Annotated in this window: 21 protein-coding genes; 18 read left to right on the top strand and 3 right to left on the bottom strand. The window is 37.9% G+C overall.

Annotation, left to right across the window (positions count from 1 at the left end; all coding sequences use genetic code 11):
* A complete protein-coding gene (locus tag H3T55_RS09180; protein WP_225534241.1) occupies nt 1–1995 on the top strand; it encodes an ABC transporter permease in 1995 nt (664 codons plus the stop codon).
* Between the two features lie 287 nt (nt 1996–2282).
* Here H3T55_RS09180 and H3T55_RS09185 read toward each other — a convergent pair whose 3' ends face one another.
* Nucleotides 2283–5006, bottom strand: a complete 2724-nt coding sequence (locus H3T55_RS09185; protein WP_225534242.1) for a serine hydrolase — start codon at nt 5004–5006, stop codon at nt 2283–2285.
* 223 nt (nt 5007–5229) lie between these two features.
* Here H3T55_RS09185 and H3T55_RS09190 point away from each other — a divergent pair, with 223 nt between their 5' ends.
* From H3T55_RS09190 to cydC, 10 genes are all read left to right on the top strand, one after another.
* Nucleotides 5230–5550: a hypothetical protein gene (locus H3T55_RS09190; protein WP_225534243.1), complete on the top strand. Its 321-nt coding sequence runs from the start codon at nt 5230–5232 to the stop codon at nt 5548–5550.
* 36 nt (nt 5551–5586) lie between these two features.
* Entirely contained in the window at nt 5587–6009 is a 423-nt protein-coding gene (locus H3T55_RS09195) for a VOC family protein (protein ID WP_225534244.1), read from the top strand.
* A 25-nt stretch (nt 6010–6034) separates the two neighbouring features.
* Nucleotides 6035–6727, top strand: a complete 693-nt coding sequence (locus tag H3T55_RS09200; RefSeq protein ID WP_225534245.1) for an aspartate/glutamate racemase family protein — start codon at nt 6035–6037, stop codon at nt 6725–6727.
* A 275-nt stretch (nt 6728–7002) separates the two neighbouring features.
* Entirely contained in the window at nt 7003–7548 is a 546-nt protein-coding gene (locus H3T55_RS09205) for an NADPH-dependent FMN reductase (protein ID WP_087641179.1), read from the top strand.
* Between the two features lie 251 nt (nt 7549–7799).
* Nucleotides 7800–8009, top strand: a complete 210-nt coding sequence (locus H3T55_RS09210; protein ID WP_225550154.1) for a hypothetical protein — start codon at nt 7800–7802, stop codon at nt 8007–8009.
* 15 nt (nt 8010–8024) lie between these two features.
* Nucleotides 8025–8312 carry a hypothetical protein gene (locus H3T55_RS09215; protein ID WP_087641180.1) on the top strand — a complete coding sequence of 96 codons (288 nt, stop codon included), beginning with the start codon at nt 8025–8027 and terminating at the stop codon, nt 8310–8312.
* 389 nt (nt 8313–8701) lie between these two features.
* Nucleotides 8702–10117 carry a cytochrome ubiquinol oxidase subunit I gene (locus H3T55_RS09220; RefSeq protein WP_087641182.1) on the top strand — a complete coding sequence of 472 codons (1416 nt, stop codon included), beginning with the start codon at nt 8702–8704 and terminating at the stop codon, nt 10115–10117.
* Complete coding sequence (gene cydB / locus H3T55_RS09225) at nt 10114–11139, top strand: cytochrome d ubiquinol oxidase subunit II (RefSeq protein WP_087641183.1); 1026 nt, start codon at nt 10114–10116, stop codon at nt 11137–11139. Before H3T55_RS09220 ends, cydB begins: the two co-directional genes overlap by 4 nt.
* Nucleotides 11136–12866, top strand: coding sequence for a thiol reductant ABC exporter subunit CydD (cydD, locus tag H3T55_RS09230; RefSeq protein WP_225534247.1), 1731 nt, complete (start codon nt 11136–11138; stop codon nt 12864–12866). Before cydB ends, cydD begins: the two co-directional genes overlap by 4 nt.
* Nucleotides 12863–14623 carry a thiol reductant ABC exporter subunit CydC gene (cydC, locus tag H3T55_RS09235; RefSeq protein ID WP_412523574.1) on the top strand — a complete coding sequence of 587 codons (1761 nt, stop codon included), beginning with the start codon at nt 12863–12865 and terminating at the stop codon, nt 14621–14623. Before cydD ends, cydC begins: the two co-directional genes overlap by 4 nt.
* A gap of 67 nt (nt 14624–14690) precedes the next feature.
* Here cydC and H3T55_RS09240 read toward each other — a convergent pair whose 3' ends face one another.
* Nucleotides 14691–15671, bottom strand: a complete 981-nt coding sequence (locus H3T55_RS09240) for a polyprenyl synthetase family protein (RefSeq protein WP_225534249.1) — start codon at nt 15669–15671, stop codon at nt 14691–14693.
* Nucleotides 15672–15797: 126 nt separating this feature from the next.
* Here H3T55_RS09240 and H3T55_RS09245 point away from each other — a divergent pair, with 126 nt between their 5' ends.
* The 7 genes from H3T55_RS09245 to rlmN all read left to right on the top strand — a co-directional run bounded on the left by H3T55_RS09245 (nt 15798) and on the right by rlmN (nt 25339).
* The gene (locus H3T55_RS09245) at nt 15798–16703 is read left to right on the top strand and encodes a prenyltransferase (protein WP_225534250.1); all 906 of its coding nucleotides are present in this window, start codon (nt 15798–15800) and stop codon (nt 16701–16703) included.
* A 33-nt stretch (nt 16704–16736) separates the two neighbouring features.
* A complete protein-coding gene (locus H3T55_RS09250; protein ID WP_225534251.1) occupies nt 16737–17948 on the top strand; it encodes an NAD(P)/FAD-dependent oxidoreductase in 1212 nt (403 codons plus the stop codon).
* A 177-nt stretch (nt 17949–18125) separates the two neighbouring features.
* Nucleotides 18126–20501 (top strand): DNA translocase FtsK, encoded by a 2376-nt coding sequence (locus H3T55_RS09255; protein WP_225534252.1) that lies wholly within the window; start codon nt 18126–18128, stop codon nt 20499–20501.
* A gap of 224 nt (nt 20502–20725) precedes the next feature.
* A complete protein-coding gene (locus H3T55_RS09260) occupies nt 20726–21427 on the top strand; it encodes a GntR family transcriptional regulator (protein WP_225534253.1) in 702 nt (233 codons plus the stop codon).
* 148 nt (nt 21428–21575) lie between these two features.
* Nucleotides 21576–22325, top strand: a complete 750-nt coding sequence (locus H3T55_RS09265; protein ID WP_225534254.1) for an ABC transporter ATP-binding protein — start codon at nt 21576–21578, stop codon at nt 22323–22325.
* Nucleotides 22315–24138 carry an ABC transporter permease gene (locus tag H3T55_RS09270; protein WP_225534255.1) on the top strand — a complete coding sequence of 608 codons (1824 nt, stop codon included), beginning with the start codon at nt 22315–22317 and terminating at the stop codon, nt 24136–24138. Before H3T55_RS09265 ends, H3T55_RS09270 begins: the two co-directional genes overlap by 11 nt.
* Nucleotides 24139–24268: 130 nt before the next feature.
* Nucleotides 24269–25339, top strand: coding sequence for a 23S rRNA (adenine(2503)-C(2))-methyltransferase RlmN (gene rlmN / locus H3T55_RS09275; RefSeq protein ID WP_225534256.1), 1071 nt, complete (start codon nt 24269–24271; stop codon nt 25337–25339).
* 180 nt (nt 25340–25519) lie between these two features.
* Here rlmN and H3T55_RS09280 read toward each other — a convergent pair whose 3' ends face one another.
* Entirely contained in the window at nt 25520–26443 is a 924-nt protein-coding gene (locus H3T55_RS09280) for a LysR family transcriptional regulator (RefSeq protein ID WP_225534257.1), read from the bottom strand.
* Nucleotides 26444–26501: the final 58 nt, after the last annotated feature.

Raw genomic sequence — 26501 nt, forward strand, 5'->3', positions numbered from 1 at the left:
ATGTTCTATGTTGATCTAGCGATGACCAATTTGAAAAAAAATCGAAAAATCTATCTCCCTTTTTTACTGTCAATGGTTTTTTTAGTTGTAATTAATGTGATTTTACAGGTTTTAGTAAAAAACAAAGGGATGAATACTTTACCATCAGCTGAATCAGCGAAACAGCTTTTTGGCTTTGGGCAGTATGTGATTTTGATTTTTACGATCATTTTTTCTCTATACACGAATAGTTTCTTGCTGAAGCAACGGAAAAAAGAACTCGGACTGTATAATATTTTAGGGATGGGCAAAAAAGAGTTACGACATATGCTATTTTGCGAAACGGTTTTATCTTATTTTATTACTATTGTCTGTGGGACGATCATTGGGTCTATATTTGCTAAATTCTGTTTTTTGGCATTAAAAAAAATGACCCAACTCGGAGAACAGTTTATCTATGATTTTTCGTTCCAAAGTATCCTCTATGTCATTGGGTTGTTTTTTATCATTTATATTCTGCTTTTCTCGTGGAATGTCATACAGCTGCGTTTAGCTAATCCAATTGAACTGCTTCAAGGCTCAAAATCTGGAGAAAAAGAACCTAAAACGAAAGTGTTAACGGCTATCATCGGACTCCTATGTGTAGGAAGTGGTTATTATATATCTGTAACGATCCAATCTCCGATCAGCGCGATCTATCTCTTTTTTATTGCAGTGGTTCTTGTCATTATTGGAACTTATGCATTATTTAAGGCAAGTAGTATTGCAATTTTGAAAAGCTTGAAAAAAAACAAACGCTACTATTATCGACCGAATCATTTCATTTCCGTCTCAAGTATGATTTACCGAATGAAACAAAATGCGGCTGGTCTAGCAAGTATTTGTATTCTTTGTACGATGGTGCTGGTGACGATAGCGACGACAGCAAGCTTATATTTTGGCATGGAAAATGTACTGCAAAATCGTAATCCATTTGATATGACGATAGGGGCAAGTGGTCAACAGTTCACTAAAGAACAGATGGAAAGTATCAATAATGAACTTGTCCATCTAGCAGAGGAACAGGATGTTAAATTGCATGACAATAAATTATTGCAGGTAGATAATAGTGTACTATTGTCTAAAAAAGCAACAGGTAAATATGAAGGGTTTGTAGGGGAAATGGGAGAGACAGCATTCGTTGATTCGGCCATGTTCACCTTCATCACTGAGGAAGAATATAATCGATTAACGGGGGAACAAATAGCTTTATCAGATGATGAAATTGCTGTCTATATGTTGACAGGAACCTATAAAAAAGCATCGATCTCTATTGCAGATCACACATATAAGATCAAGAAACAGATCGATAAGATCGATTTTTTACAGCAAAGTGATTATGGGTTGGTCGATACGTTTTTTATGATTTTCAAAGACAAAGAACAGATTGCAGCATTGATCAGTACGTTACCTGAAAAAAGTGCAAAAGGTGTAAGCTATTCTCTTTATGCAAATCTTGAAGGAAGTAAAGAAAATCGTTTAGCATTCGGAACTGCTGCACGGGAATTATTAAATCAGCAATCAACAGAGCTTGATTTTTCTTCAATCGACTTAGACAGAGAAGATTCTCTTTCGTTCATTGGCGGCTTTCTTTTTATGGGAATCATTTTTGGTCTAACCTTTACATTGGCAGCAGGAGTCATCATCTACTATAAGCAAGTGTCAGAAGGAACAGAGGATCAAGGTCGTTATGATATCATGCAGCGTGTGGGGATGAGTCATCAAGAGGTGCAGCAGACGATTCGTAGTCAGATCTTGATGGTTTTCTTTTTCCCGATTGGTTTAGCGGCGCTGCACTTAGCTTTTGCTTTCCCGCTGATGCGAAAATTATTGGTTCTATTTGGATTGACTGACTGGAAGTTTTTCATGCTGGTTTGCTTTCTCACAGTATTTAGCTTTTTCTTTCTTTATTTGCTGATGTACTGGCAAACGTCTAAAGTATATTATCAAATCGTTGAGCGAAAAGTAACAGGGTAGGCAACTGCTGCATTTGTTTTGTAGAATAAAAAAAGAAGAGCCCAACACAAAACTACAAATTAGTTTTGTGTTGGGCTCTGATCCTGAATATACAGCGAGAAGAAAATAGCTCTTTCGGAAACAAATTGACAGTGCCATAAGATACGACGAGGAATGAGTTGATGCTTTTTCATCAGAGACTCATCTCAGATAAACAATGTTGCACATGCGTACTTCACTTGATTCTCAGGTCTAAATACTTTTGTCTTAGTTTCTTCTTATAGTTGCTGATTTTACATCGCTGAGAGTTATTTCATGATGTCATAAATGTCTTTTGAGAGAATCGAGATCGTTTCATAAGAGACATAGTTTTTTGTCATTACACTAAGAATATACGGTTTCTTTGCATAGACGATCGCAACATCGTGGCGATAGTCGTCTACATCACCAATTTTATGTCCGACTTTCACAGGTAAATATTTAGGGATTCTTTGATCATCATAGACAGTATCTTGTAAATATTGGTTGGCAACCCCGCCGAGTTTGTAAATGGCTTGGATCAGTTGCGCGTTTTGTTTAGCGCTAGCCCTTAATGTCCAGCTAGTCCAGTTTCTACCGGTAAGGGCGTTTATTTCGTTCAGGAAAGGTTTATCATATTGATTCGCTGAATAATAACCTAAGAAATTAGCACCAACATTATCGGAATATTTTATTGTATTTCTAAGTACTGTTTGAACAGTATAGAATTGGTAGTCAGCATATTTAGGCATGATACCGGCTCCGGCAGGAGAATAAGCACCGCTGAATGAATTCACTTGTGGGGTGTAAAGTAGCGGCTGTGATAATTTCATTGCACCAGAATTCAATTTTTTCTGTGTATAGTAAATGCCTGGGAGTTTTCCTGTGCTTGCTGCAACAAACTCAGTGTTGGGATTGATGGAAGCAGAACCTGTTCCATTAGCCGGCATAACATAAATACCTAAGCTGCTGCTGTTGTATTTTGTATTCAATAAATGCTGTACTTTTTTTAGTTTATCTGCATAATCATTTTGCTGGTAGCTTTTTGAAAGTGGAGGAGTGTATTTTCCCTTTTGGATAAGTTTCACTTCAAGTGCTTCCATGCGATAACCGTAAGCAGAAGTGCCGGCTTTTTCACCATTTTTCGTCCAGCCTAGCCAACCAAATGATTGCACATGGGCTCGGTAATAAATATCATAATATTTTTTTAAGTCACCAGTTAGACGAAGTTGAACAGCCTCGATCTGAAGGTTTCTACCTGTAGTTCCAGAAAGAGCACCATTAGCAACGAATCCTTGCCAGCCAATATTTTTAATATGACTGTTATATTGGATCGATCCGCTTAAATCGGAGTTGGGGATACTAAACTTAAGAGCTTCCAATTGGCGTTTTTTCCCTGTTGTACCAACGATTTTTCCGCTGGTATCAGCAGGCTGCCAGCCAATGCCTCCTACATGAGCTTGGGTCATTAATTTAGGCGTTTTGATTGCAGGTTTCTTCACTGCTCCAGGCGCTGCCTGACCTTTGACGACAAGTTTGATTCGAATGGCTTGGATACCAAATGAAAAGCCTGTAGTGCCAGCAATTTGATCATTTTTTGCCCAATCCAGCCATCCAAAATTTGCTGCATGAACTTGATAATAGATATCAAATTTTTCAGCATACTCACCAGTCAGTTTCAATTGAACGGCTTCCACTTGTAATTTTTTTCCCGTTGTCCCTGCAGTCAGTCCATTATTCACATAGCTTTGCCAGCCGATGTCTTTCACGTGCGCTCTATAAGAAACTCCGCCGCTTAACGCAGGTTGCTCAAGTTTGACTCTCAATGCTTCGATTGACAAATTCTGACCTGTTGTACCTGAAGTAGTGCCATTTTTTACATAGTTTTGCCAACCAATTTTTTGGACATGTGTTTGATAACTGAGCTTGGGTGCAACCATAACTGGATGATCTGTGGCCCCAGGAGCTGTTCCATCTTTAGGAACAAGTTTGATTCGAATGGCCTGCATATCAAATGAAAAGCCTGTAGTTCCAGCGATTTGATCATTTTTTGCCCAGTCCAGCCAACCGAATTGAGCTGAATGAGCTTGATAGTACACATCGAATTTTTCAGCATACTCACCAGTTAACTTCATTTGGATAGCTTCTATTTGCAGTTTTTTTCCTGTTGTTCCCGCCATAACTCCATCTGTCACATAATTTTGCCAGCCGATGTCTTTTACATGTGTTCTATAAGAAATTCCACCAGAAAGTTCTGAGGGTTCAAGAGTGATTTTTATCCCTTCTAGTCGTAGTTTTTTTCCTGTTGTACCAGAAATGGCGCCATCTTTTACAGGTGCTTGCCAGCCGAGATCTTTGATATGGCTTTCATAGAAGACGGAAGGAACTCTTTCTGGTTCGACCGGTGTTTCTTCTGTTTCTGAAGTGGACGTCTGAGTTTGGTTCTCTTGTTTTTTTTCTAAAAGAGCATCGATCGTTTTTATATGTGTTGCTTGGTCGCTTTTTTCAGCCAGTTGACCGTCGTTTTTCCATTCTGACCATTGTTCTTCATCAGAATAAACACGATACTTGATCGTATAATTCTCTGCTAGTTCATTGGAAAGAGTGAAGGAGATATTTTTAAGTGTGTGCTCTTTGAAATGCAGTGTCTCTCCATTAGTTGCTTTCAGTTGTTTTCCATCAGTCGTTTCGAGTGCATAAGTGATTCCGTTTGGTATCGTTTGCAAATGTTGATCGGAAAGGCTTGCTTTTATTCCTAAAAGCGGCTGTTGTTCATCAATTGAGGTCGTCCAGCTTTCCCCAAAAAGCATTGAAAAATGCAACTGGATACCCTCTTTTTCTGTAGTAGCAGTTTTATCTGATTCTTGCGTCGTACTTTCTATTGCAGTTGACTGCTCAGCAGTAAAGCTTAGTTCACTGGAAGATTCACTTGATTCCACTGTCGTGGCTTCTACTTTAGGACTTCCAGCAAGAAAGATGAAGCATGTTAAAAGAAGACAAACAAACTTTTTCATTTTTTAATAACCATCCTTTTTTTTATATATCATAATTATAATTTATTTTGTTTTTTTTAACTAGGGTAAGTTAGAAGTAAAATACAAAAATCAGTTTGTTACGGTAATAGCTATAAATTAGAGAAAACGAATATTACGTGGAGAAAAATTTAATGATATAATAGATTATTAAAAGGATTTAAAATGTTGAGAAAGAATGTCATAAATGAAAAGGGGTTTTTTTATGAATAGGAAAAGAGTATTGTTTTCTTTTTTGTTGATAGCGATACCGGTGTTGATTGGTTTTATTATTAGTTTTTTTATAAAGGTTCCCGCATTATATATCATAGGTGGTGTATATGCAGTCATGCTCTGGTTCATGCTGCCATCGGATATTTTTTCTAGAAGTACCTTAGATTACAATATCAAAAGTGTTAACCCAACCTATAAACATGAATCACCAGATTATGTCGGTGGAACAAAACAACAATTAGTGAATTTTTTATTAGTTGCGCTAATGCTTGCTGGATGTCTGTTTTTGATTTTTTTGCTAGGTGATTATTAAACAGCTGGACTCAAAAGAGTAGATTGGAGTAGAAAAATGAAACAAGCGATTGTACATATTGCATTAGTTGTCGAGGATTATGATGCAGCGATCGATTTTTATACAAAGCAGCTAGATTTTATTTTAATCGAAGATACCTATCAGTCCGAACAAGACAAAAGATGGGTCGTTGTGTCACCAAAAGGCTCAAGAGGGACGACTATTTTATTAGCAAAAGCCTCAAAGCCGATTCAAAAGGAGTTTATCGGAAATCAGTCAGGTGGTAGAGTTTTTCTATTTTTAGGTACGGATGATTTTTTAAGAGATTATCAAAAGATGCTTGAAAAAGGGATCGAATTTGTTCGAGAACCTAAGCAAGCAGATTATGGAACTGTGGCAGTATTCAAGGATTTATATGGCAATTTATGGGACTTAGTTCAATTTAATGAAGATCATCCAATGAATGGAAGGATCGATTGATTCTAAAAAGAATGGAGAATAGAGAATGAAAATCATTGGTTTATTAGGTGGAATGAGCTGGGAGAGTACGGTCAGCTATTATGAAGCAATCAATCAAATCATCTCAAAAAAATTAGGTGGACTGCATTCAGCAAAGTGTCTGATATCTAGTGTAGATTTTGCGGAGATCGAGCATCTTCAGGCAATAGGAGATTGGCAGACAAGTGGAAATCTTTTGGCTCGTGAAGCTAAAAGGCTGGAAAATGCCGGAGCAGATTGTATCGTCATTTGTACGAATACAATGCATAAAGTTGCCCCAATGATCGAACAAGTCATTTCGATCCCGCTTTTACATATTGCAGAGGAAACAAGAAAAGTGATCGAAAAGGATAAAATCAGCAAGATTGCTTTATTGGGAACTAAATATACGATGACACAGGATTTCTATAAGGAAAAATTGATCGAACATGGGATAGAAGTCATGGTTCCTACTAAGGATGATGTTGAATTTGTTAATCAAGTTATTTATGAAGAATTATGCTTAGGAAAAATCAGAAAAGAATCTAAAGAACGTTATGTGGCGATCATCGATCAGTTAGCAGAGCAAGGGGCCCAAGGAGTTATTTTAGGCTGCACAGAGATAGGCTTGCTGATCAAGCAAGAAGATACCAAGGTCAAGCTATTCGATACTACAAAGATCCATGCTGAAAGTGCGGCTCTTTATTCCTTAGCTGATTAAATGGTAGGTAATAGAATAGACAACAGACATTCAAAAATGGATGTTTGTTGTCTTTTTTTTCTTAAGTAAATGGATAAAAATATAAATCGAAAGATAACTATCGTTATTTATATAGATGATCATACGCTATTTAAACTGCTAATGAGTATACTTGATCTAAAAGTTAAAAATAATTTCGTTATTTAAATTTTTATGCTTGAATTTTTTTGAAACTGGGGGTATACTCAGTATATAAAATAAACTTACTTTTAGTAAGTGCTTGGAGGAATAGACTTATGACAAAATATGGTGTAATTGTAGGATCAACTAGAAAGAATTCATACTCAGAAGCAGTGGCTAAAGCGATTGTGAAAGGACTTCCCGCAGATGCAGAAGTAACATTTTTGAACATCAAAGATTTACCATTATACAACCAAGATTATGATGAAAATTCTCCAGAAGCATATACAACATTTAGAAATGCTGTAGCGGCTCAAGATGCATTTATCTTTGTAACGCCAGAACACAATAGAAGTATTACAGCAGCATTGAAAAATGCGCTGGATGTTGCTTCAAGACCTTGGGGTCAAAGCGTTTGGGGTGGTAAACCAGCGTTAGTAGCATCACAATCGATTTCAGGAATTTCTGGAGTGTTAGCTAACCACGTTTTACGTCAATCATTGGTCTTCTTAGATATGCCGACAATGCAGCAACCAGAAGTGTACATCGGTCAATCAGATAAATTATTTGATGAAAATCTTGAACCTAATAATGAAGGAACAAAAGATTTCTTGGCAAGTGTGGGTAAACAATTCAGTGAATTTGCTGCTAAGTTTGCTTAGGGAATGATTCTCTGCATCCCATAAATTGCAGTAATCAGTTTGAAGAGGTTGGGACAGAAACCTTCAATTTTTGACACTTTGGTACTTAGAATTTTACTAGCTTCACTTTGTTCCTTGAACAAGTGAAACTGTAAGTGTTAGTTAATGTAGTGCTTGCCTCTGCTTCCAGTGTTTATTGATTTTAAAGTGTGAAACAAAGCGGATTTTTCGTTTTGTTTCACACTTTTTTTGTTAGACATGTTATACTTTGATTGGGTAGGAAAAGTTACGTTTGGAGTCGTTTAGGTCGGATGGTATATCGTTTATCTCATGATGAGTTGGCGACGATAGCAGGTTTTAATATCATGATCGGTAGTGAAGAACTTTTTTTAAAGAACCCAAATCGTCCACAAGTGGTGAGTGGTGTGTTCAAAGAAGAAGCTGTTCAGATGTATCAAGACCATTTTCGAAACAAGACTTAAGAAAGAGGTGAGCAGATGAAAAAAAATGAGTACTTAGCTTTAGTTGCAATGGAAGAATGTGCCGAAGTTCAACAAGCGTTATCAAAAGCAATTCGTTTTGGTTTTAAAGACCACCATCCTTCTAGAGTGGATGAATCGAACGAAGAGCAAATGTTGACTGAATTTTATCAGCTGACTGCAATGATCGAAGAGCTGGAAAAGCAAGGAGCGATCAAGTGTTTCTCAGAGGAAAAAATCACTAAAATAAAGCAAGATAAAATAAAAAAGGTATATAAGTACATGGATTATCCAAAGCAGGAATGAGAAGGAATCTTAAGATAGACGAGAATAATTTTGACAGTCAGCTCAGCTGAATTCGTTTTTTTATCGGTCGAAATCGTCATTTTTAGCACGATATTTTTTCCGATTATGAGAAGTTTCATTCGTTTTCTGATTTTTTCAAGAAAAGTATACATCTTTTGATGAGAAATGAACGGAAACATTTGAATTTTCTAAATAAAAGAGTATACTCTAAATTGGAATCATTCTAAATTTAATAAAAACAGTTTTCACATTTAGTAATAAGTAAGTTTATTTTATTCGCGGTCTGAATCTCATTTTGCAGCACCAACCAACTGTACAAATGACTCTTCGTTCGAGTAGAATCGGCTTCTTTCTTTGTGTGTAGACAGTAAAAACAAGGGGGATTATTGATGTTTGATATTGTATCATTAGCAAGGTTCCAATTTGCGATGACCACAGTCTTTCACTTTTTCTTCGTGCCGTTTTCGATAGGATTAGCACTTGTTGTTGCAGTGATGGAAACGATGTATGTAGTGAAAAAAGATGAGCGTTATCGTAAAATGGCGAAGTTTTGGGGCAACATTTTTCTATTGAGTTTTGCAGTAGGTGTGGTCACAGGTATTATTCAAGAGTTCCAGTTTGGTATGAACTGGTCTGATTATTCACGATTTGTAGGAGATATTTTTGGCGCTCCTTTAGCGATCGAAGCACTGCTTGCATTCTTTTTAGAATCAACATTCTTAGGATTGTGGATCTTTACTTGGGATAAAGTAAATCCAAAACTACATTTGACATTTATTTGGTTGGTTGTATTTGGGTCAATGATGTCAGCATTCTGGATCTTAGCGGCAAATAGTTTCATGCAGCATCCAGTGGGATATACGCTGAACAATGGCCGGGCAGAATTGATCGATTTTGGTGCGGTGATCGCCAATCCGAAAGTTTGGTATGAATTTAGCCACGTATTGGCTGGTGCTGTCGTAATGGGCGGAATGATCGTTGCCGGTTTAGCAGCATTCCAAATCTTGAAAAAACGTGATGTCAGCTTCCACAAAGTATCTATGCGTATCGGTATGTGGATCGCATTGTTTGGGTCTTTAGGCGTATTATTAGCTGGGGACTTACAAATGAAAGCTTTGATCGAAGGACAGCCAATGAAATTTGCAGCAATGGAAGGTGCATATGAAGATTCTGGAGATCCTGCGGCCTGGACGTTGATTGCTTGGGCTGACGAAGCAGAGCATAAACAAGTATTCGGAATCCAAATTCCATATGTATTAAGTATTTTATCTTATAATAGTCTGTCTGGTTCTGTTGATGGAATGGAAACAGCGAACAAAGATTTAATTGAAAAATATGGCGATAGAGATTACTTCCCGCCAGTCAATACACTATTTTGGAGCTTTAGAGTAATGGCCGGTTTCGGTGTATTGATGCTTTTGGTTTCAGCATTAGGGCTTTTCTTTACCCGTAAGAAAAAACCATCGCTTTATGAAAAACGCTGGATGGTTTGGATTGTTGCTTTATGTACATTTGCACCATTCTTAGCAAATACGACAGGTTGGTTGATCACAGAGTTGGGTCGTTATCCTTGGACTGTTTATGGATTGTTCACGATCGAAGACAGTGTTTCACCAAACGTTTCTGTCGCTTCGTTATTAACTTCAAATATTATTTACTTTATTCTTTTTGCAGGTCTTGGTTCTGTGATGGTTTACTTGATCACTGTTGAACTGAAAAAAGGGCCTGATTATGAAGAAAAGAAATTAGCACAAGCGAATGCGACTGAAGTAGATCCATTCGATAAGGAGGTCTTTGAAGGATGAGTACGTTGCAGTTACTATGGTTTGTATTGATCGGTATTCTATTTTCAGGCTTCTTCTTCCTTGAAGGGTTTGACTTTGGTGTCGGAATGTCCGTTCAAACATTAGCACATGATGAAGAAGAAAAAGAACAAATCATCCAAACGATTGGACCTGTTTGGGATGGTAATGAAGTTTGGTTATTAACAGCAGGTGGTGCGATGTTTGCCTCATTTCCTTACTGGTATGCATCACTATTTAGCGGTTTTTACTTGATTTTATTCATTATTTTAGTTGGTTTGATCATTCGTGGCGTGTCATTTGAATTCCGTCATCGGATGCCTGATGGTAAACGACGTAGAATGTGGAACTGGACACTTTCAATTGGAAGCTTCATAGTACCGTTTTTCTTTGGGATTTTATTTATCAGTTTAGTCCAAGGAATGCCTTTAGATGTCGATGGCAATATGTCTGCAACTTTTACTGACTATATCAATGTCTTTTCTGTAGTCGGTGGTGTTGCGTTGACACTATTATGCTACTTGCATGGATTAAACTATATTACCTTGAAAACAGAAGGACCGGTTAGAGAACGTGCACGTAATTATGCCTCATTCTTTTACTGGGTACTATATGTTGGACTAGTCGTCTTTGCAGCATTGTTGTACTTCAAAACAGATTTCTTTGACAATCATTTTGCTGTGACGCTAGTACTTGTTCTAGCAATCGTTATTTTGACAGTAGTTGCGAATGTCAGTGTCTTTAAGAAAAAAGAAATGGCAGCATTTATTGCCAGCGGATTAACACTTGTTGTGTTGGTTGCTTTATTGTTTAGCGGTTTATTCCCACGTGTGATGATCGGCAGTGAAGGTTATTACGATATCTTGATCAAAGACGCATCAAGCAGCCCGTATACGTTAAAAACAATGACTTGGTTGTCATTGACGATTTTACCATTCGTATTGGCTTATACCGCTTGGTCATACTATATCTTTAGAAAACGAATCAAACATCCGGCAATCGCTGCTTTGGGGTATGAAGGATGATCGATAAAGCCATCTTAAAGATGCCTAAAATTAAACAGACGATGATTTTGCTTGCAGGTTTTTCTTTCCTGCAAGCAGTCTTTATAATCGGGCAGGCATTTTACTTAGCTAAAGCAGTTGTTGGACTTTGGGAAGGCGGCAAGCTTCATGATCAGCTGACCGCGATCCTTCTTTTCTTTTTATTTTATACGGGCAGACATGTTATAACCTATGTACGAGAAAAAATGCTGGATCATTTCAGCTATGATCGTTCACGTGAATTGAGAGAACAGTTGCTGCAAAAAATCTTTCGTTTAGGACCAACAGTTGTTCAAAAAAATGGGACTGGTAATATGGTCACTATGGCACTTGAAGGGATCAGTCAGGCAGAAAATTATCTTCATTTGATTTTGATGAAGATCATGAATATGATGATCATTCCCTGGTTGATCTTGATTTTTATTTTTACTCTGGACATTCGTTCTGGAGTGGTTTTGCTGGTCGTTTTTCCAATGATCATTATTTTTATGATCATTTTAGGGTATGCGGCACAAAGTAAAGCTGATAAACAGTATAAAGCCTTTCAATTATTGTCGAATCATTTTATCGACTCATTGAGAGGGATTGATACTTTAAAATTATTCGGGTTGAGTGAAAAATACGCCGGCAGCATTTACAATACGAGTGAGCGTTTTAGACGTGCGACAATGAGTACACTTAAAATTGCCATTTTATCTACCTTTGCTTTGGACTTTTTCACTACATTGTCCGTTGCAGTTGTTGCGGTTTTTTTAGGTTTAAGTTTGTTGGAAGGCGGTATTCTACTTTTTCCTGCCTTGACGACCTTGATTTTAGCGCCAGAATTCTTTTTACCTGTCCGTGACTTTGCCAGTGATTATCATGCAACATTAGATGGGAAAAATTCTTTCCAAGCGATCCAGGCAGTGTTGGATTTAAAAGAAGTCGAAGAAACAGATACTTTATCCTTAGAGGACTGGTCGGCGTTAAGCGAACTATCGGTTGAACAATTGACTTATAGCTATGAAGAAGCGCCTCAAGCAGCCTTAAAAGCCCTGAATTTTAGTGCAAAAGGGTATCAAAAAATTGGGATCATTGGTGCTAGTGGTTCGGGCAAATCAACATTGATCAATGTTTTAAGTGGTTTTTTAGAGCCTGACACGGCGACAACGGAAATTCAGATCGATGGACAGAAACTCCCTCATTTTCAGCAAAAAGAATGGCAAAAACAAGTGGTTTATATTCCTCAAACACCGTATATTTTTCAGGATACGCTGGCAAACAATGTCCGCTTTTATACTCCGGATGCTTCGGATGAGCAAGTTGCAGCCGCAATTGAATTAGTTGGACTGCAAGCACTAGTTTCGAGCTTGGCTCAGGGGATTCATACAATGATCGGTGAAAGCGGCAGAGTTTTAAGTGGCGGTCAAGCACAAAGAATCGCCTTAGCGAGAGCCTTTTTAGATCAGGAACGACGTGTTTTGCTGTTTGACGAGCCGACAGCTCATTTAGATATTGAAACAGAAGTTGAATTAAAAGAAAGAATGTTACCGTTGATGGAAGATCATTTGGTATTCTTTGCTACTCACCGTCTACATTGGATGGCTGAAATGGATTATATTTTGGTCATGGATAAAGGGCAGCTTGTAGAAGCAGGAACATTGACTGAATTAACAGAAAAAAATGGCTATTATGTACGATTAATGAATCAAATGAGGGGGACAGAATAATGGAAAATACCCCAACGAATAAAGAATTATATAGGAAAGATCAATGGGTCAAACCGTTTTTGAAAAAGTACAAAGGACTGTTGTATCTTGCTTTATTCCTAGGCTTTTTAACATTTTTCAGTGCGGGTGCCTTGATGTTCAATTCAGGTTATTTGATCAGTCGGGCGGCTTCGCTTCCTGAAAATATTTTGATGATCTATATTCCGATCGTTTTGACGCGGGCTTTCGGGATCAGTCGTCCAGTATTTCGATACATTGAACGTCTGGTCAGTCATAACTGGGTCTTAAAGATGACGTCTGATTTACGTTTGAAGCTGTATTTGGTTTTAGAGAAAGATGCGATTTTCTTTAAATCAAAATATCAAACGGGAGATATTCTTGGCTTGCTTTCAGAAGATATCAATCATTTGCAAAATTTATACTTGCGGACGATTTTTCCCACAGTGATCGCCTGGTTGTTATACATTTTTATTATTATCGGTTTAGGTCTTTTTTCCTGGTGGTTTGGGCTATGCATGCTGTTGATGCTTGGCGTAGTTGTGTTCTTGCTGCCTTTGGTTTCTGTGTTGGTAAATGGAGCAAAACAGGAAAAGCAAAAAGTATCTAAAAATGAATTGTATAAGAAATTGACGGATAATATCTTGGGTGTCTCAGATTGGGTATTCAGTCAAAGAGGACATGAATTCGTTTATTCATATGAAAAAGATGAAGCAAAGCTGCGTGAATTAGATGAACAGATCAAACGATTTAATCGGTTCCGTGATTTTGTTCTTCAAGTAATCTTTGGGGGCATCACGATCGCTGTTTTAGCATGGGCGAGCATGCGTTTTCCAGGAAATCATGGCGGAGCGGCAAATTGGATCGCAGCGTTTGTATTGACGGTCTTTCCATTGATCGATGCCTTTGCGCCGTTGCCAGATGCTGCACAAGAGACCAATATTTACAAAGATTCGATCAAACGTCTGAATGATCTGCCTGAAATTACTGAAACAGTAAAGGTCACAGACCTAGAAGTTAAAAGTACGGAAATAGTCATCGACGATATCTCTTTTTCGTATAATCAAGCAGAACATACTGTTTTAGAACATCTAACGTTGAAGATCGAGCCAAAAGAAAAATTAGCTATTTTAGGACGAAGCGGTTCTGGAAAAAGCACATTGGCTAGCTTGATTCGCGGAGATTTGCGTCCAAGTAAAGGAACGATCACTTTGGGAGATGTTCCAACGACCGATTTTGGCGATCAAATCACGCAATCGATCGGTGTGATCCATCAAGCACCATATCTATTTAGAACATCTATTTTAAACAATATTCGCCTTGGTCGAGAAGAAGCTTCTGAAGAAGAGGTTTGGCAGGTTCTGGATAGTGTGGGACTGAAAGAAATGATTCAAGAATTGCCGGAAGGCTTACAAACGATGGTAGACGAAGCAGGATTGCGTTTTTCAGGTGGAGAGCGTCATCGATTAGCTTTGGCAAGGATTTTATTACAAGATACACCGATCGTTTTGTTGGATGAACCAACGACAGGTTTAGATCCAATCACCGAACAGCAATTGCTGAATACCTTTTTTGAAACCCTGAAAGATAAGACGATCATTTGGATCACGCACCACTTACAAGGGGTACACATGATGGATCGAGTGATATTTATTGAGGACGGGCGTTTGGAAATGAGTGGGACACCGGAAGAATTGTTGGCAACGAATCAACATTATCAACAACTGTATGCCATTGATCGAGGGATGACCACCGATTGATTTTTTACAAAAAGACGAGGCAAAACTCTCTGAGCTTTGCCTCGAACTTTTCTTTTTTTGTAGTTGCTTAAAATGAACGTTGAAGCAACAGTTGTGTTAGCTGTTCTAGTTGGTTTTTACCTAAACAATCAGGTAATTTTTGAATATCGATCAGCGCCTTTTCAGTTACTTTTTTTGCAAAATTTTTGGCATCTATCACGCCATCATATTTGTGGACCAGTTGACCTAATTCGATAGCTTCTTCTATTGAAATGTCTGACTTTTTCTCTAAATAAGGATAGAAATGTTCAGGTGCTTTTTGTATAGCAAAAATCAAAGGTAAAGTATAGACGCCTTGGGCTAGATCTTCTAAAACAGGTTTTTTCAATGTTTTGCTATCGGCCGAGTAGTCTAAAATATCATCATAAACTTGAAAAGCGATGCCGATATTTCGGCCGATACGTGCAGCTAAACGCTGGATTTCTTTATTGGCATAGCCGAAATGAGCCCCCTCTAAGCAGCTTAGAGAAAATAGCTCAGCAGTTTTGCCGTTGACACTACGTAGATAATCAAAGACAGTGATATTTTTTTTATAGCGTGTATGCATTTGATCCAATTCGCCAAGCAATAGTCGTTTCATTGCAGCAGCATTTGTATGTAAGAAATCAGAACCATTCATTGTATCTGCCAGCAATTCAAAAAATTCAGTGAATAGTAAATCACCTGTATAAACGGCGATATCTTTACCATAACGGGATTGAATCGTTGCAGCACCACGTCTTAGTGGTGAGTCGTCAATGATGTCGTCATGGACAAGAGTGGCCATATGCAAAATTTCGATCGATGCGGCGATCTTGAGTAGTTGTTGATGATCTTGTTTTTGTTTATCACCAATTTGGGCAAACAAGAAAAAGAAAGCGGGGCGTAATAATTTACCGCCGGAACAAGTCAGATCGATCAATGCTTGTTCGATATCTTTGTTGCGTACTTTCACTTGGTGTTTGATCAGGTCACAGGTTTCATTCAATTGTTGTTGGATCACAGGGAAATCTTTCCAAAACTCATTCATAGCATAATAATCCTTTCGGTCGTTCAATTGTTCAATACTATTGATTGTATACGAAGTTGGCTAAGAAATACAGTAAATTATTTCATGAGCATAAAACTAAATATTAAAAGAGGAGAGTAGTATAATTTGAATAAAGAAGTATTTTTTGAACTTGTTGAACTTAAAGCAAAAACAGCTAGTGTGTTACCTTTTCTTTTAGGCATTTGTTTTAGTTGGTATCATTATCAGAATTTGCATTTATTTTATGTATTGATCTATTTTATTGCGATGTTCATTTTCAATATGGCTGTCGATATTTTAGATAATTATAACGACTATCATCATGCAAAAGAAGGACACGACTATAAGGAAAAAACCAATATCATCGGACGGGAAAACTTATCATTATCGATGATTCGCAGTTGGATCATTTGGATGATCGTCATTTCTGCATTGATGGGCATTGGTTTATCTGTGATCGTGGGCTGGCCTTTGTTGTGGCTGGGCTTATACTGTTACTTGATCGGAATTTTTTATTCTTCGGGACCTAAGCCACTGTCTAGTTTACCTTTAGGTGAAGTATTTTCCGGTTTTACGATGGGCTTTATGATCATGTTGATTTGTGTCTACATCAATACCTTTGACTCGTTTCAATGGACACTGACGAATCTAGGGAGTATCTTCTTAGTAGCATTGCCAAATACATGCTTGATCGCTAATCTGATGCTAGCCAATAATATTTGTGATCTGGAAGAAGATGAGATGAATCACCGCTTTACTCTGGTTCATTATTTAGGTAAAAAGGTTTCGCTTCGTTTATTTGTAGGCCTGATCATTGTAGCTTTCAGTTCGATCATTTTAAGCGTGTTTTTAGGTCTGACACCGATCACGATGCTATTGATGATCGTCACGGTCCCGTTTACCTGGAAGCAAACGAAACTGTTTTTAAAAGAACAAATCAAAACGAAAACATTTATCTGCGCAGTCAAAATTTTAGCTGTCGGCGCTTTTTCACAAGTTGTTTTTTTTGCCATAGGATTGTGGTTTAAATAATAAAATCAAACAGGTCAAAAGGAGAGTTTTAACATGAGCAAACACGTTGTTATTTTAGGCGCTGGCTATGCTGGCTTAAGAGCGCTGCACGAATTACAAAAAGGAAACGATGACATCAAGATCACATTAGTGGATCAAAATGATTACCACTTTGAGGCAACAGATATTCACGAAGTTGCAGCTGGGATCCAAACCTCAGAGCGGATCACTTATCCAATTAAGGATGTAGTTAAATCAGCATGTACGACTTTTGTACAAGGAACAGTAGAAAAGATCGACAGTGAAAATCAAGAGGTTCACCTAAAAGATCAAGCACCACTTTCTTATGATTATTTAGTCGTAGCATTGGGCTACGAATCAGAGTCTTTTGGAATTCCTGGTGTGGAAGAATTTTCATTAAAAATGGTAGATATTCCTACTTCAGAAAAAGTCTACCAACATTTAACAGAGCAAATGAAGGCTTATAAAGAAACAAAAGATGAAAATTGCTTGAAGATTGTTGTCTGCGGTGCTGGCTTTACTGGGATCGAGCTACTAGGTTCTCTAGTTGAAGGGAAAAAGAAACTTGCGGCAGTGGCTGGAGTTGAACCTGACCAAATTCAATTATACTGTGTCGAGGCAGTTACACGTCTGTTACCGATGTTTAGTGAAAAACTAGGCGGATACGGGATCGACCATCTAAAAAAATGGGGCGTCAATTTCTTAGTCGGCAAACCGATCAAAGAAATCAAACAGGATACAGTAGTTTATTTAGATGATCAGGAAACCAATGAATTAAAAGAGTTAGCAGCAAAAACGATCATTTGGACAACTGGTGTCAGCGGCAGTCATGTGGTCGGTGATTCTGGCTTTGCGGCAAAACGCGGTCGTGTGATGGTTCAACCAGATTTGACAGATGCTGAGCATAGTAATGTATACATTATTGGTGACTGTTCTGCTGTCATGGACAAAGAATCAAATCGTCCGTACCCAACAACTGCACAAATTTCTCTTAAAATGGGAGAGCATGCAGGAAAAAACATCAAAGCGCAATTAAAAGGTGAACCAACAAAAGAATTTACGTTCAAATCATTAGGATCTGTGGCTTCTATCGGCAATAGCCATGCATTCGGTGAAGTTGGAAAAATGGAAGTCAAAGGTTATCCGGCTTCTGTGATCAAAAAAGCGATCATGGACCGTTCACTATTTGAAACAGGCGGTATCAAAGAAATGCTGGCTAAAGGACGTTTTGATTTTTATCGTTAAACAACAAAATAAAAGCCGGGTAGACGGCGTCTATATAGGACAAAGCTGATATTCGGCTTTGTCCTATACTTCTATTTTAGAGGGAAAAAATTAAAATTGTAAGAGAAACAATGGGGGTACTTTTGTTCGGCTCACTTTTTAGGTATAATGGATACTGAGTGAAAAGAGGGATGTTACATGGCACAAAAAAGAAAACGTGCAAAAAAGAAAAAAACGAAAAAACAGCAACAGCAGCAAGAGCATCTGAATTTCATTTTTCTTGGAATCTTTTTTATTTTCTTTGGCTTATTCGGCCTATTAAAACTGGGCTTTTTAGGAACCTTGATTGCAAATGGCTTGCGTGTTGCGATTGGTAATACATTTCCTGCCGCAGCTTGCTTATTGATGCTTTATGGGCTATCTTTGGTGATCTTTGGTCGCGAGTTTCCCATCAAAAAGACACGTCCGATCATTGGCGGCGTTGTGATCTATTTAGGGGTATTGCTGTTTTTCCATGCGTATATGTTTCGCAATGTTGGAACGCAGACACCTGATATCTTAGGTACGACATGGGATTTTCTAAAAATCGATCTTAAAGGAAATGTCGTTGCTCAAAATGTCGGTGGTGGAATGATAGGTGCTGCGCTTTACAGTATGACCTATTTCCTGATTGCACAGTTTGGCAGTTATTTGGTTGCTACATTATTGATTCTGCTAGGGATTTTTCTTGTAAGTATGCTTGAAGTACAACAAGTAATGGGCGGTCTGCAGATCATTCGCGAAAAAATCGGGCATTTCTTTGCTAAAAGCGAAGCAAAACAGTCAGAGAGAGAAGCGAAGCGCGCAGAAAAACGTGCAGCTAAACAAGCTGAGATCGAAAGACTAGCGCAGGAACGTTTAAAAAATGATGTGCGTGAGCTGACTCCTGGTGAGAAATTGGCACAAGAATCTTGGGAACAAGAAGAAAAAGAAGTACAAGAACCAGAACAGCTGACGTTAGTACCGATCGATAGTTTTCAAAGTCAAGCTGAAATGCAGCCTGTACATTCAGAACAACCAATTGCTGAGCCGGAGATCGATGAAAGCGGCGATCTGGATTTTGAAATTTCAGAAGAAGCAGAGGACCGCGATTACGAACTACCGCCATCCACATTATTAGACTCGATTCCTTCTGCTGATCAAAGCGGTGAATACCAAAAAATCGAAAAAAACATTGGTGTATTGGAGCAGACCTTCAAAAGCTTTGGAGTCGATGCTAAAGTAGTGAAAGCTAGCCTGGGTCCTGCGGTGACAAAATTCGAAATTCAACCTGCTGTAGGGGTCAAAGTGAGCAAAGTTGTCAGTTTGACAGATGACATTGCTTTAGCATTAGCGGCGAAAGATGTGCGGATGGAAGCACCGATTCCAGGGAAATCACTGATAGGGATCGAGGTTCCTAATAGTACGGTCAGCACAGTTTCCTTTAGAGATATCATCGAAGCACAGCCAAGTCATCCTGACAAGCTGCTGGAGGTTCCTTTAGGCAGAGATATTTCAGGGATGGTCCAGTCAGCAGATTTAACCAAAATGCCCCATTTACTGATCGCAGGATCGACAGGGAGCGGGAAGTCTGTTGCAATCAACGGTATCATTTCAAGTATCTTGATGCGGGCAAAACCTCATGAAGTAAAATTGATGATGATCGACCCCAAAATGGTCGAATTAAATGTTTATAATGGAATTCCGCATCTCTTGACACCAGTTGTGACAAATCCTAGAAAAGCAGCGCAAGCACTTCAAAAAGTTGTTCAGGAAATGGAATTTCGTTATGAAAAATTTGCGGCGACGGGTGTTCGAAATATCTCCGGGTACAATGATTTGGTCATTCAAAAGAATTTAGAGGATGGTGAAAACCGGCCGATTTTACCATTTATTGTTGTGATCGTAGATGAGTTAGCTGACTTGATGATGGTTGCCAGTAATGAAGTCGAAGATGCAATCATCCGTTTAGCACAAATGGCTCGTGCAGCTGGAATCCATATGATCTTAGCAACACAACGTCCAAGTGTGGATGTCATTACAGGAATCATCAAAGCCAACGTGCCGTCAAGAATGGCATTTGCTGTTTCCAGCGGAACAGATTCTCGCACGATCATCGATAGTAATGGTGCAGAAAAATTATTGGGACGAGGCGACATGCTGTTCTTACCAATGGGCGAAAATAAACCGATCCGGGTACAGGGTGCTTTCATATCTGATCAGGAAGTTGAACGAGTTGTCGCTTTTGTGACTGAACAGCAAGAGGCAGAGTATCAAGAAAGTATGATGCCGACAGAAGAAGATACGACTAGCACAAGCAGTGAAGCTTCACAAGATGAATTATATGAAGACGCGAAAGCTTTAGTCGTAGAAATGCAGACAGCAAGCATATCGTTGCTTCAAAGACGCTTTAGAATCGGTTATAATCGTGCAGCTCGTTTAGTAGATGAGCTGGAAGAACATGGGGTGATCGGGCCATCAGAAGGCAGCAAACCAAGAAAAGTATTTATTGAACCTATGCCGGAAGAAGGACTTGCCGATCATGAATTAGAGTAGTCAAAAAGAGTGGCCAAAGTGGTCCACTCTTTTTTTACTGCAGCAGTATTTCATCTAAATGAGTTTCATATAGTAATAATGTTTGGTACAATGTAAGAAATAATGACAATGAAATTGAAGGAAAGTTGAATTAATTTATATTTGCGATTAAAATGAGGATAATCGTATATTATGACTAAATAAATCATGAGGATAAACCCAATAAACGAATAAGGATGGATGAAATGAGAAGAAAAAGTGTACTATACTTAGACGTCGCAGAAGAAATAAAAGCCAATATTATGAACGGTACATATCCAGTGGGTTCTCTTTTACCAACTGAAACAGAGCTTGAACAACTATTTGATGTCAGCAAAATCACTGTACGCCGAGCAATCGAGCTTCTTTCATCAGAAGAATTGGTGGAGAAAAAAAGCGGCAAAGGGACTACGGTCTTAAGCAATCGACCGTATAACAAATTATCGAAAGCGGGTACATTTACGGAGTATTTGAATGATTCAGGACAAAAAGTGGCAAAGAAAATATTAAGTTTGGAACAAGTAAAATTGTCAGAGGATTCACCAGTCTATGAAAATATGGGAGCAAATGTAGTAAAATTTTCCCGTTTATATACGCTGGATGGAAAGCCATATATCTATTTTAATTATTATTTACCTATCACATTAGTTGATGTTCCAATGGAAGATTTTGAAAATGAGTCACTGTATCGTTTGATGGATCAACATGGCATCGAGATTTTAACATTTGAAGATAGTTTTCAAACGGTTGAATTAACAGAAGAGCAGCAGCGTATTTTAGAAACAAAAGAAAAAAATGGGCTAAAAAGAATTCGAAAGTCTATGAATCCTTCTGGAAAAGTCGTTGAATTTTCAGAGGCTATCTACAATACTGCTCTTTATCCATATGTGATCGAATATGAAGCATAAACAAATAACAGATCGCTTACAAAAGTGTAAGTGATCTGTTATTTTTTTCTATGGTGTGTTCGTCATAATTGGATTAGACTAGCAAAGTAGAGAAGTAAGAGCTGGTTCATTTGTGAGATGAACAGCCACACATAGAGGAGCGATAAGAATGTTACAAGTAGAAAATCTATCTAAAACATATGGAGAAGAAATCAAATATGAAGCTTTAAAAGGTCTGAACTTAACTGTAAATGATGGCGAGTTTATCGGAATCATGGGACCGTCCGGAAGTGGAAAAAGTACCTTTTTGAACCTTTTGGCAACGATCGACCAACCGACATCTGGACAGATTTTACTAAACGGTAAAAATCCAAATCAGTTGAATCAAGAACAAATTGCTAAATTTCGACGTAGAGAATTAGGATTCATTTTCCAAAGTTTCAATTTGATGCCAACATTGACGGTGGAAGAAAATATTGTATTGCCATTGACTTTAGATGGGGAAAAAATCTCTGTGATGAAAAGACAATTGAATCTTTTAGCTGATCGTTTAGGAATAGCTGGCTTGCTGAAGAAAAGAATCGCAGAAATATCCGGTGGACAAGCACAACGTGTCGCAGTTGCCAGAGCAATGATCCATCAGCCGCAATTACTGTTAGCAGATGAGCCCACTGGGAACCTTGATACGAAATCATCGAAAGATGTTATGCAGCTATTACAGCAGTTGAATGAAAATGAACAGGCAACGATTTTGATGGTTACCCATGATCCACTGGCAGCTAGTTATTGTAAACGAATTGTTTTCATCAAAGACGGTCAATTGGTCGATGAAATTCATCATCTAGGAAATCAAAAAATGTTTTATGATGAAATCATGATGAAATTAGCTGAGATTGAAGGTGTCGATAGTGAATTTTAGTCAATTTGTTATTCGAAATACGGTAAGAAATAAACATTTATACATGGCCTATTTCTTAAGTACTCTCTTTTCAGTGATGGTCTTTTTCACATTTACAGTTTTTGCTTTTCATCCATCATTATCTGATGGCTTGAATAAGCAAGCCAAAATTGGCATGTTATCTGCAGCTATCATTATTTACGGATTTGCGTTCTTTTTCGTATTGTACTCGATGGACGTGTTTATTCAATCCAGAAAAAAAGAATTTGGTCTTCTGATGATTCAGGGGATGAGTCCTAAACAATTGAAGAAAATGATCTTTATTGAAAATCTCGTTATCGGTTTTTTTGCAACGATCATTGGCAGTCTTGCTGGTATTGGTTTTTCTCAACTGATTTTGTGGTTGAGCAATAAAATGATGCATTTGAATTTTGGTTTTTACTTTCCGATACAGGCGCTTGGGTTGACGATCATTTCATTTAGTATTTTGTTTTTAGCGATTTCATTTTTCATTCAGTTCCGTTTACCAAAATTAAGCTTACAAGAATTATTGAAAGCAGGAGATCTAGGTAAGGGGACGATCAAAAACTCTCGTATAAAAGCATTGCTGGCTGTTTTATTGATCGGTACAGGTTATGCCGTGGCTCTTTTAGTCAAAGGAATGCTGGTGCCAGTTGTGATGATTCCAGTGATTTTCTTAGTGGTTGCTGGTACACGTTTTTTATTCAATCAACTGAGTGTGTCAGTCATTGAACGATTGAAAAAGAAACAATCTATTTTTTGGAAGAAAACAAATATGGTGGTTTTTTCCGATCTAGCATTTCGAATGAAGGACAATGCACGTTCCTTTTTCTTGGTTTCGATCATTTCGACGGTTGCTTTTGCAGCAATCGGGACATTATATGGTTTTCAAAACATGATTTTAGATGCGATGAATCAGGAGCCTTTTGAGTTTCAAATTGTTGGTTCTGATGAAGAGACTGCTCACATCAAACAAGACTTTTCTAAACTTCTATCAGAGAAGGGAATCAGTGTTGATGAAGGAGAATTAACAGAATATGTGAATGCCGACAATGTTAGTTTTGTCAAAGAATCAAATTATAATCAATTAGCAAAAATAGTCAAGAAACCAACTATTGAAACAAATGGACAAGCTGTTCAATTATTGCCGCAGAATGCTGTGGGGATGGAAAATGCGGCTGTACATGAAGCAAACTTACCAGATGGCTCAACAATAGCTGTTGAAAGACAAGAAAAAACAGCTGTGGTTTCTGCTTATGGAACAAAAGTCGTTGTCCCTGACAATACAGACTTGGAAGCTTTGGAACAACAGACAATGACTGTTTGGCAGCCCAAAAACACCAGTTATGAAGAATTAGTTTCAATTGGAAAATTCCAAGATAAGAACATGCCGTTTATGGCTAAAAGCTATTCTAAACAAATGATTACTGACCAATATGCGCCATTTCTATTTGTTGGTATCTTTATCGGAATCGTCTTTTTCGTTTCAGCTGGCAGCTTCTTATATTTTAGATTGTATAGTGATATGGATGTAGATGTAGAAAAATTCAAAATGATCTACAAGATGGGATTAGCGAAAAAAGAATTGAAGAAGATGATTTACCAGCAAGTTGGTATTCTCTTTTTCACACCGATCATTATTTCAGTGATCCATGGAGCAGTTGCCTTGACAGCAATGTATCATATATTTGATCAAGGGATGCAGATGGCGGGCTGGCAAGTTTTAGGCGTCTTTATTTTGATTCAGGTCGTGTATTATTTAATTGCCCGTATTTTTTATTTTAAAAAAGTTTATCATCTAGTTCAATCTTGATAAGCAGGAGTTGAGACAAGTGGCGTACTTTGTCTCAACTCCTATTTTTGTTATGAGCACTTATAGACAAATCATAGACAATAAGTTATAGTATGAAGCGAATGTTTAGAAGAAATGAGGCAGAAAATCAATGGAAAAAGCATCCATTTATGGTTTAACAAAAGAGGAATTGATTGCATGGTTCATCGATCATGGCGAGAAAAAATTCCGAGCGACTCAAGTATGGGAATGGCTGTATATCAAGCGCGTGACAGCTTTCAAAGAAATGACGAATCTATCAAAAGAATTGATCGGTCTTTTAGAAGAAAATTTTATCATCAATCCATTGCGTCAAGTGATCATCCAAGAAGCAAAAGACGGTACGGTGAAATACCTATTTGAATTGCCAGATAAAAATATGATCGAAACGGTTTTGATGCGCCAAGAATATGGATTATCTGTTTGTGTAACGACTCAAGTTGGCTGCAATATTGGCTGTACATTTTGTGCAAGTGGGTTATTAAAGAAACAGCGGGATTTAACAGCAGGAGAAATCGTTGCACAAATCATGCTGGTTCAGCACTATTTTGACCAACGTGGACAAGGTGAGCGAGTAAGTCATGTTGTGGTTATGGGAATCGGTGAGCCATTTGATAATTACGATAATTTGATGAACTTTTTACATACGATCAATGATGCGAAAGGATTAGCGATAGGTGCACGCCATATCACTGTTTCAACAAGTGGTCTAGTACCGAAGATCAAGGAATTTGCAGATAATGGACTACAAGTCAATCTGGCGATTTCTTTACATGCACCAAATAATGATGTTCGGACATCGATCATGCGAATCAATCGTAGCTTCCCGATCGAAAAATTGATGGAAGCAGTTGACGAATATATCGAGAAGACAAATCGGCGAATCACGTTTGAATATATTATGTTAAGTCATGTCAATGATCGACCAGAGCATGCCCAACAATTAGCTGACTTACTGAAAAACAAAAAGAAACTAACATATGTGAATCTGATTCCATATAATCCAGTTAGTGAACATGATCAATATAGTAGAAGTGACAAAGCAGATGTGCTGAAGTTTTACGATGTCCTTAAGAAAAATGGTATCAACTGTGTGATCAGAAAAGAACATGGGACAGATATTGATGCTGCCTGTGGACAATTAAGAAGCAAGCAAATAAAAAAAGCTGAGAAAAGCGTTTAGCTCTGCAGAAAGTTAGGAATTCCAACATGAAATGCAACTTGTTTCATGTTTGGAATTGTCTACTTTACCAAGAGCTGCTTTTAAAAGCTAGCCTAAAAAAGCTGAGAAAAGCGTCTAAATGCATGAAAGAAATAGAAAAGCTCAAAAAAATCAACTTGATTTTTTTGAGCTTTTCTATTTTTATTCAATAATCGTAAAACCATAATCGATGATATGCTCTTTCAAATAGCGTAGATATTCTTCAGCCATCGGGGACAAAGGTTTTTGGATCGGATGTATCCATCCGAGTTCCATTGTTTCATTTACCTCTAAAGGTAATGCGACAATGTTCTCATCATTCAATTCTCGACTTAGAACACCAGAGCTGATCGTATAGCCATCAAGTCCGATCAAAAAATTGAATAAGGTTGCTCGATCACTGACTCGTATACTTTTTTTATGGTACAACGTACTTAATATCTCTTCAGAAAAATGGAATGAATTGACACGGCCTTGTTCAAAAGACAAGTAAGGAAAATCTTCTAAATCAGCTAAAGTCACTGATTTTTTTCCTACCAAGGGATTCTTCTTACTAACGAAAACATGAGGTGCTGCAATAAATAATGGATGAAAAACCAATTGCTTTTCTTTTAAAAGTTTACGAATTACTTTTTCATTGAATGCATTGAGATACAAAATGCCCAGTTCGCTATGGAATGTACTGACATCTTCAATAATGTTATTCGTCTGTGTCTCTCTAAATGTAAATTCATATTCGTTTTCTTCATAGGAGCGGATCAATTGAACGAATGCATGAACTGCAAAAGCGTAATGCTGGGCAGAAACAGAAAATAATCGTCGCCGTTTGTCTGTTCCTTTGTATTTTTCTTCGAGAAGGTCTACCTGTTCTAGAATTTGTCTAGCGTAAGCTAGAAACTCTGTACCTTCTGTTGTAAGCACCATGCCTTTTTGTGTTCGCTGAAAAATTTGGATGCCCATTTCCTGTTCTAATTCCTTGACGGCATTTGATAGGCTGGGTTGCGTAATGAAGAGATGTTTTGCTGCTTCATTGACTGAGCCTAACTCAACGATTTTGACGATGTAATCTAATTGTTTGATCCGCATGAGCATCCCTCCAAAGTAAGAATAAAGAAACAACAACAGTCATTTATTTCTAACTAGA

This window comes from Enterococcus sp. S22(2020) (assembly GCF_020295385.1).
In the GTDB taxonomy this organism is placed as follows: domain Bacteria; phylum Bacillota; class Bacilli; order Lactobacillales; family Enterococcaceae; genus Enterococcus_L; species Enterococcus_L dunnyi.

Excerpts from the sequence above, each read along its gene's own strand:
- rlmN (WP_225534256.1), top strand. The coding sequence starts at position 24,269 with ATGGAAAAAGCATCCATTTATGGTTTAACAAAAGAGGAATTGATTGCA.
- H3T55_RS09260 (WP_225534253.1), top strand. The coding sequence starts at position 20,726 with ATGAGAAGAAAAAGTGTACTATACTTAGACGTCGCAGAAGAAATAAAA.
- cydB (WP_087641183.1), top strand. The coding sequence starts at position 10,114 with ATGAGTACGTTGCAGTTACTATGGTTTGTATTGATCGGTATTCTATTT.
- H3T55_RS09280 (WP_225534257.1), bottom strand. The coding sequence starts at position 26,443 with ATGCGGATCAAACAATTAGATTACATCGTCAAAATCGTTGAGTTAGGC.
- H3T55_RS09185 (WP_225534242.1), bottom strand. The coding sequence starts at position 5,006 with ATGAAAAAGTTTGTTTGTCTTCTTTTAACATGCTTCATCTTTCTTGCT.
- H3T55_RS09190 (WP_225534243.1), top strand. The coding sequence starts at position 5,230 with ATGAATAGGAAAAGAGTATTGTTTTCTTTTTTGTTGATAGCGATACCG.
- H3T55_RS09180 (WP_225534241.1), top strand. The coding sequence starts at position 1 with ATGTTCTATGTTGATCTAGCGATGACCAATTTGAAAAAAAATCGAAAA.
- H3T55_RS09250 (WP_225534251.1), top strand. The coding sequence starts at position 16,737 with ATGAGCAAACACGTTGTTATTTTAGGCGCTGGCTATGCTGGCTTAAGA.
- H3T55_RS09265 (WP_225534254.1), top strand. The coding sequence starts at position 21,576 with ATGTTACAAGTAGAAAATCTATCTAAAACATATGGAGAAGAAATCAAA.
- H3T55_RS09220 (WP_087641182.1), top strand. The coding sequence starts at position 8,702 with ATGTTTGATATTGTATCATTAGCAAGGTTCCAATTTGCGATGACCACA.
- H3T55_RS09215 (WP_087641180.1), top strand. The coding sequence starts at position 8,025 with ATGAAAAAAAATGAGTACTTAGCTTTAGTTGCAATGGAAGAATGTGCC.
- H3T55_RS09240 (WP_225534249.1), bottom strand. The coding sequence starts at position 15,671 with ATGAATGAGTTTTGGAAAGATTTCCCTGTGATCCAACAACAATTGAAT.
- cydD (WP_225534247.1), top strand. The coding sequence starts at position 11,136 with ATGATCGATAAAGCCATCTTAAAGATGCCTAAAATTAAACAGACGATG.
- H3T55_RS09195 (WP_225534244.1), top strand. The coding sequence starts at position 5,587 with ATGAAACAAGCGATTGTACATATTGCATTAGTTGTCGAGGATTATGAT.
- H3T55_RS09255 (WP_225534252.1), top strand. The coding sequence starts at position 18,126 with ATGGCACAAAAAAGAAAACGTGCAAAAAAGAAAAAAACGAAAAAACAG.
- H3T55_RS09200 (WP_225534245.1), top strand. The coding sequence starts at position 6,035 with ATGAAAATCATTGGTTTATTAGGTGGAATGAGCTGGGAGAGTACGGTC.
- H3T55_RS09205 (WP_087641179.1), top strand. The coding sequence starts at position 7,003 with ATGACAAAATATGGTGTAATTGTAGGATCAACTAGAAAGAATTCATAC.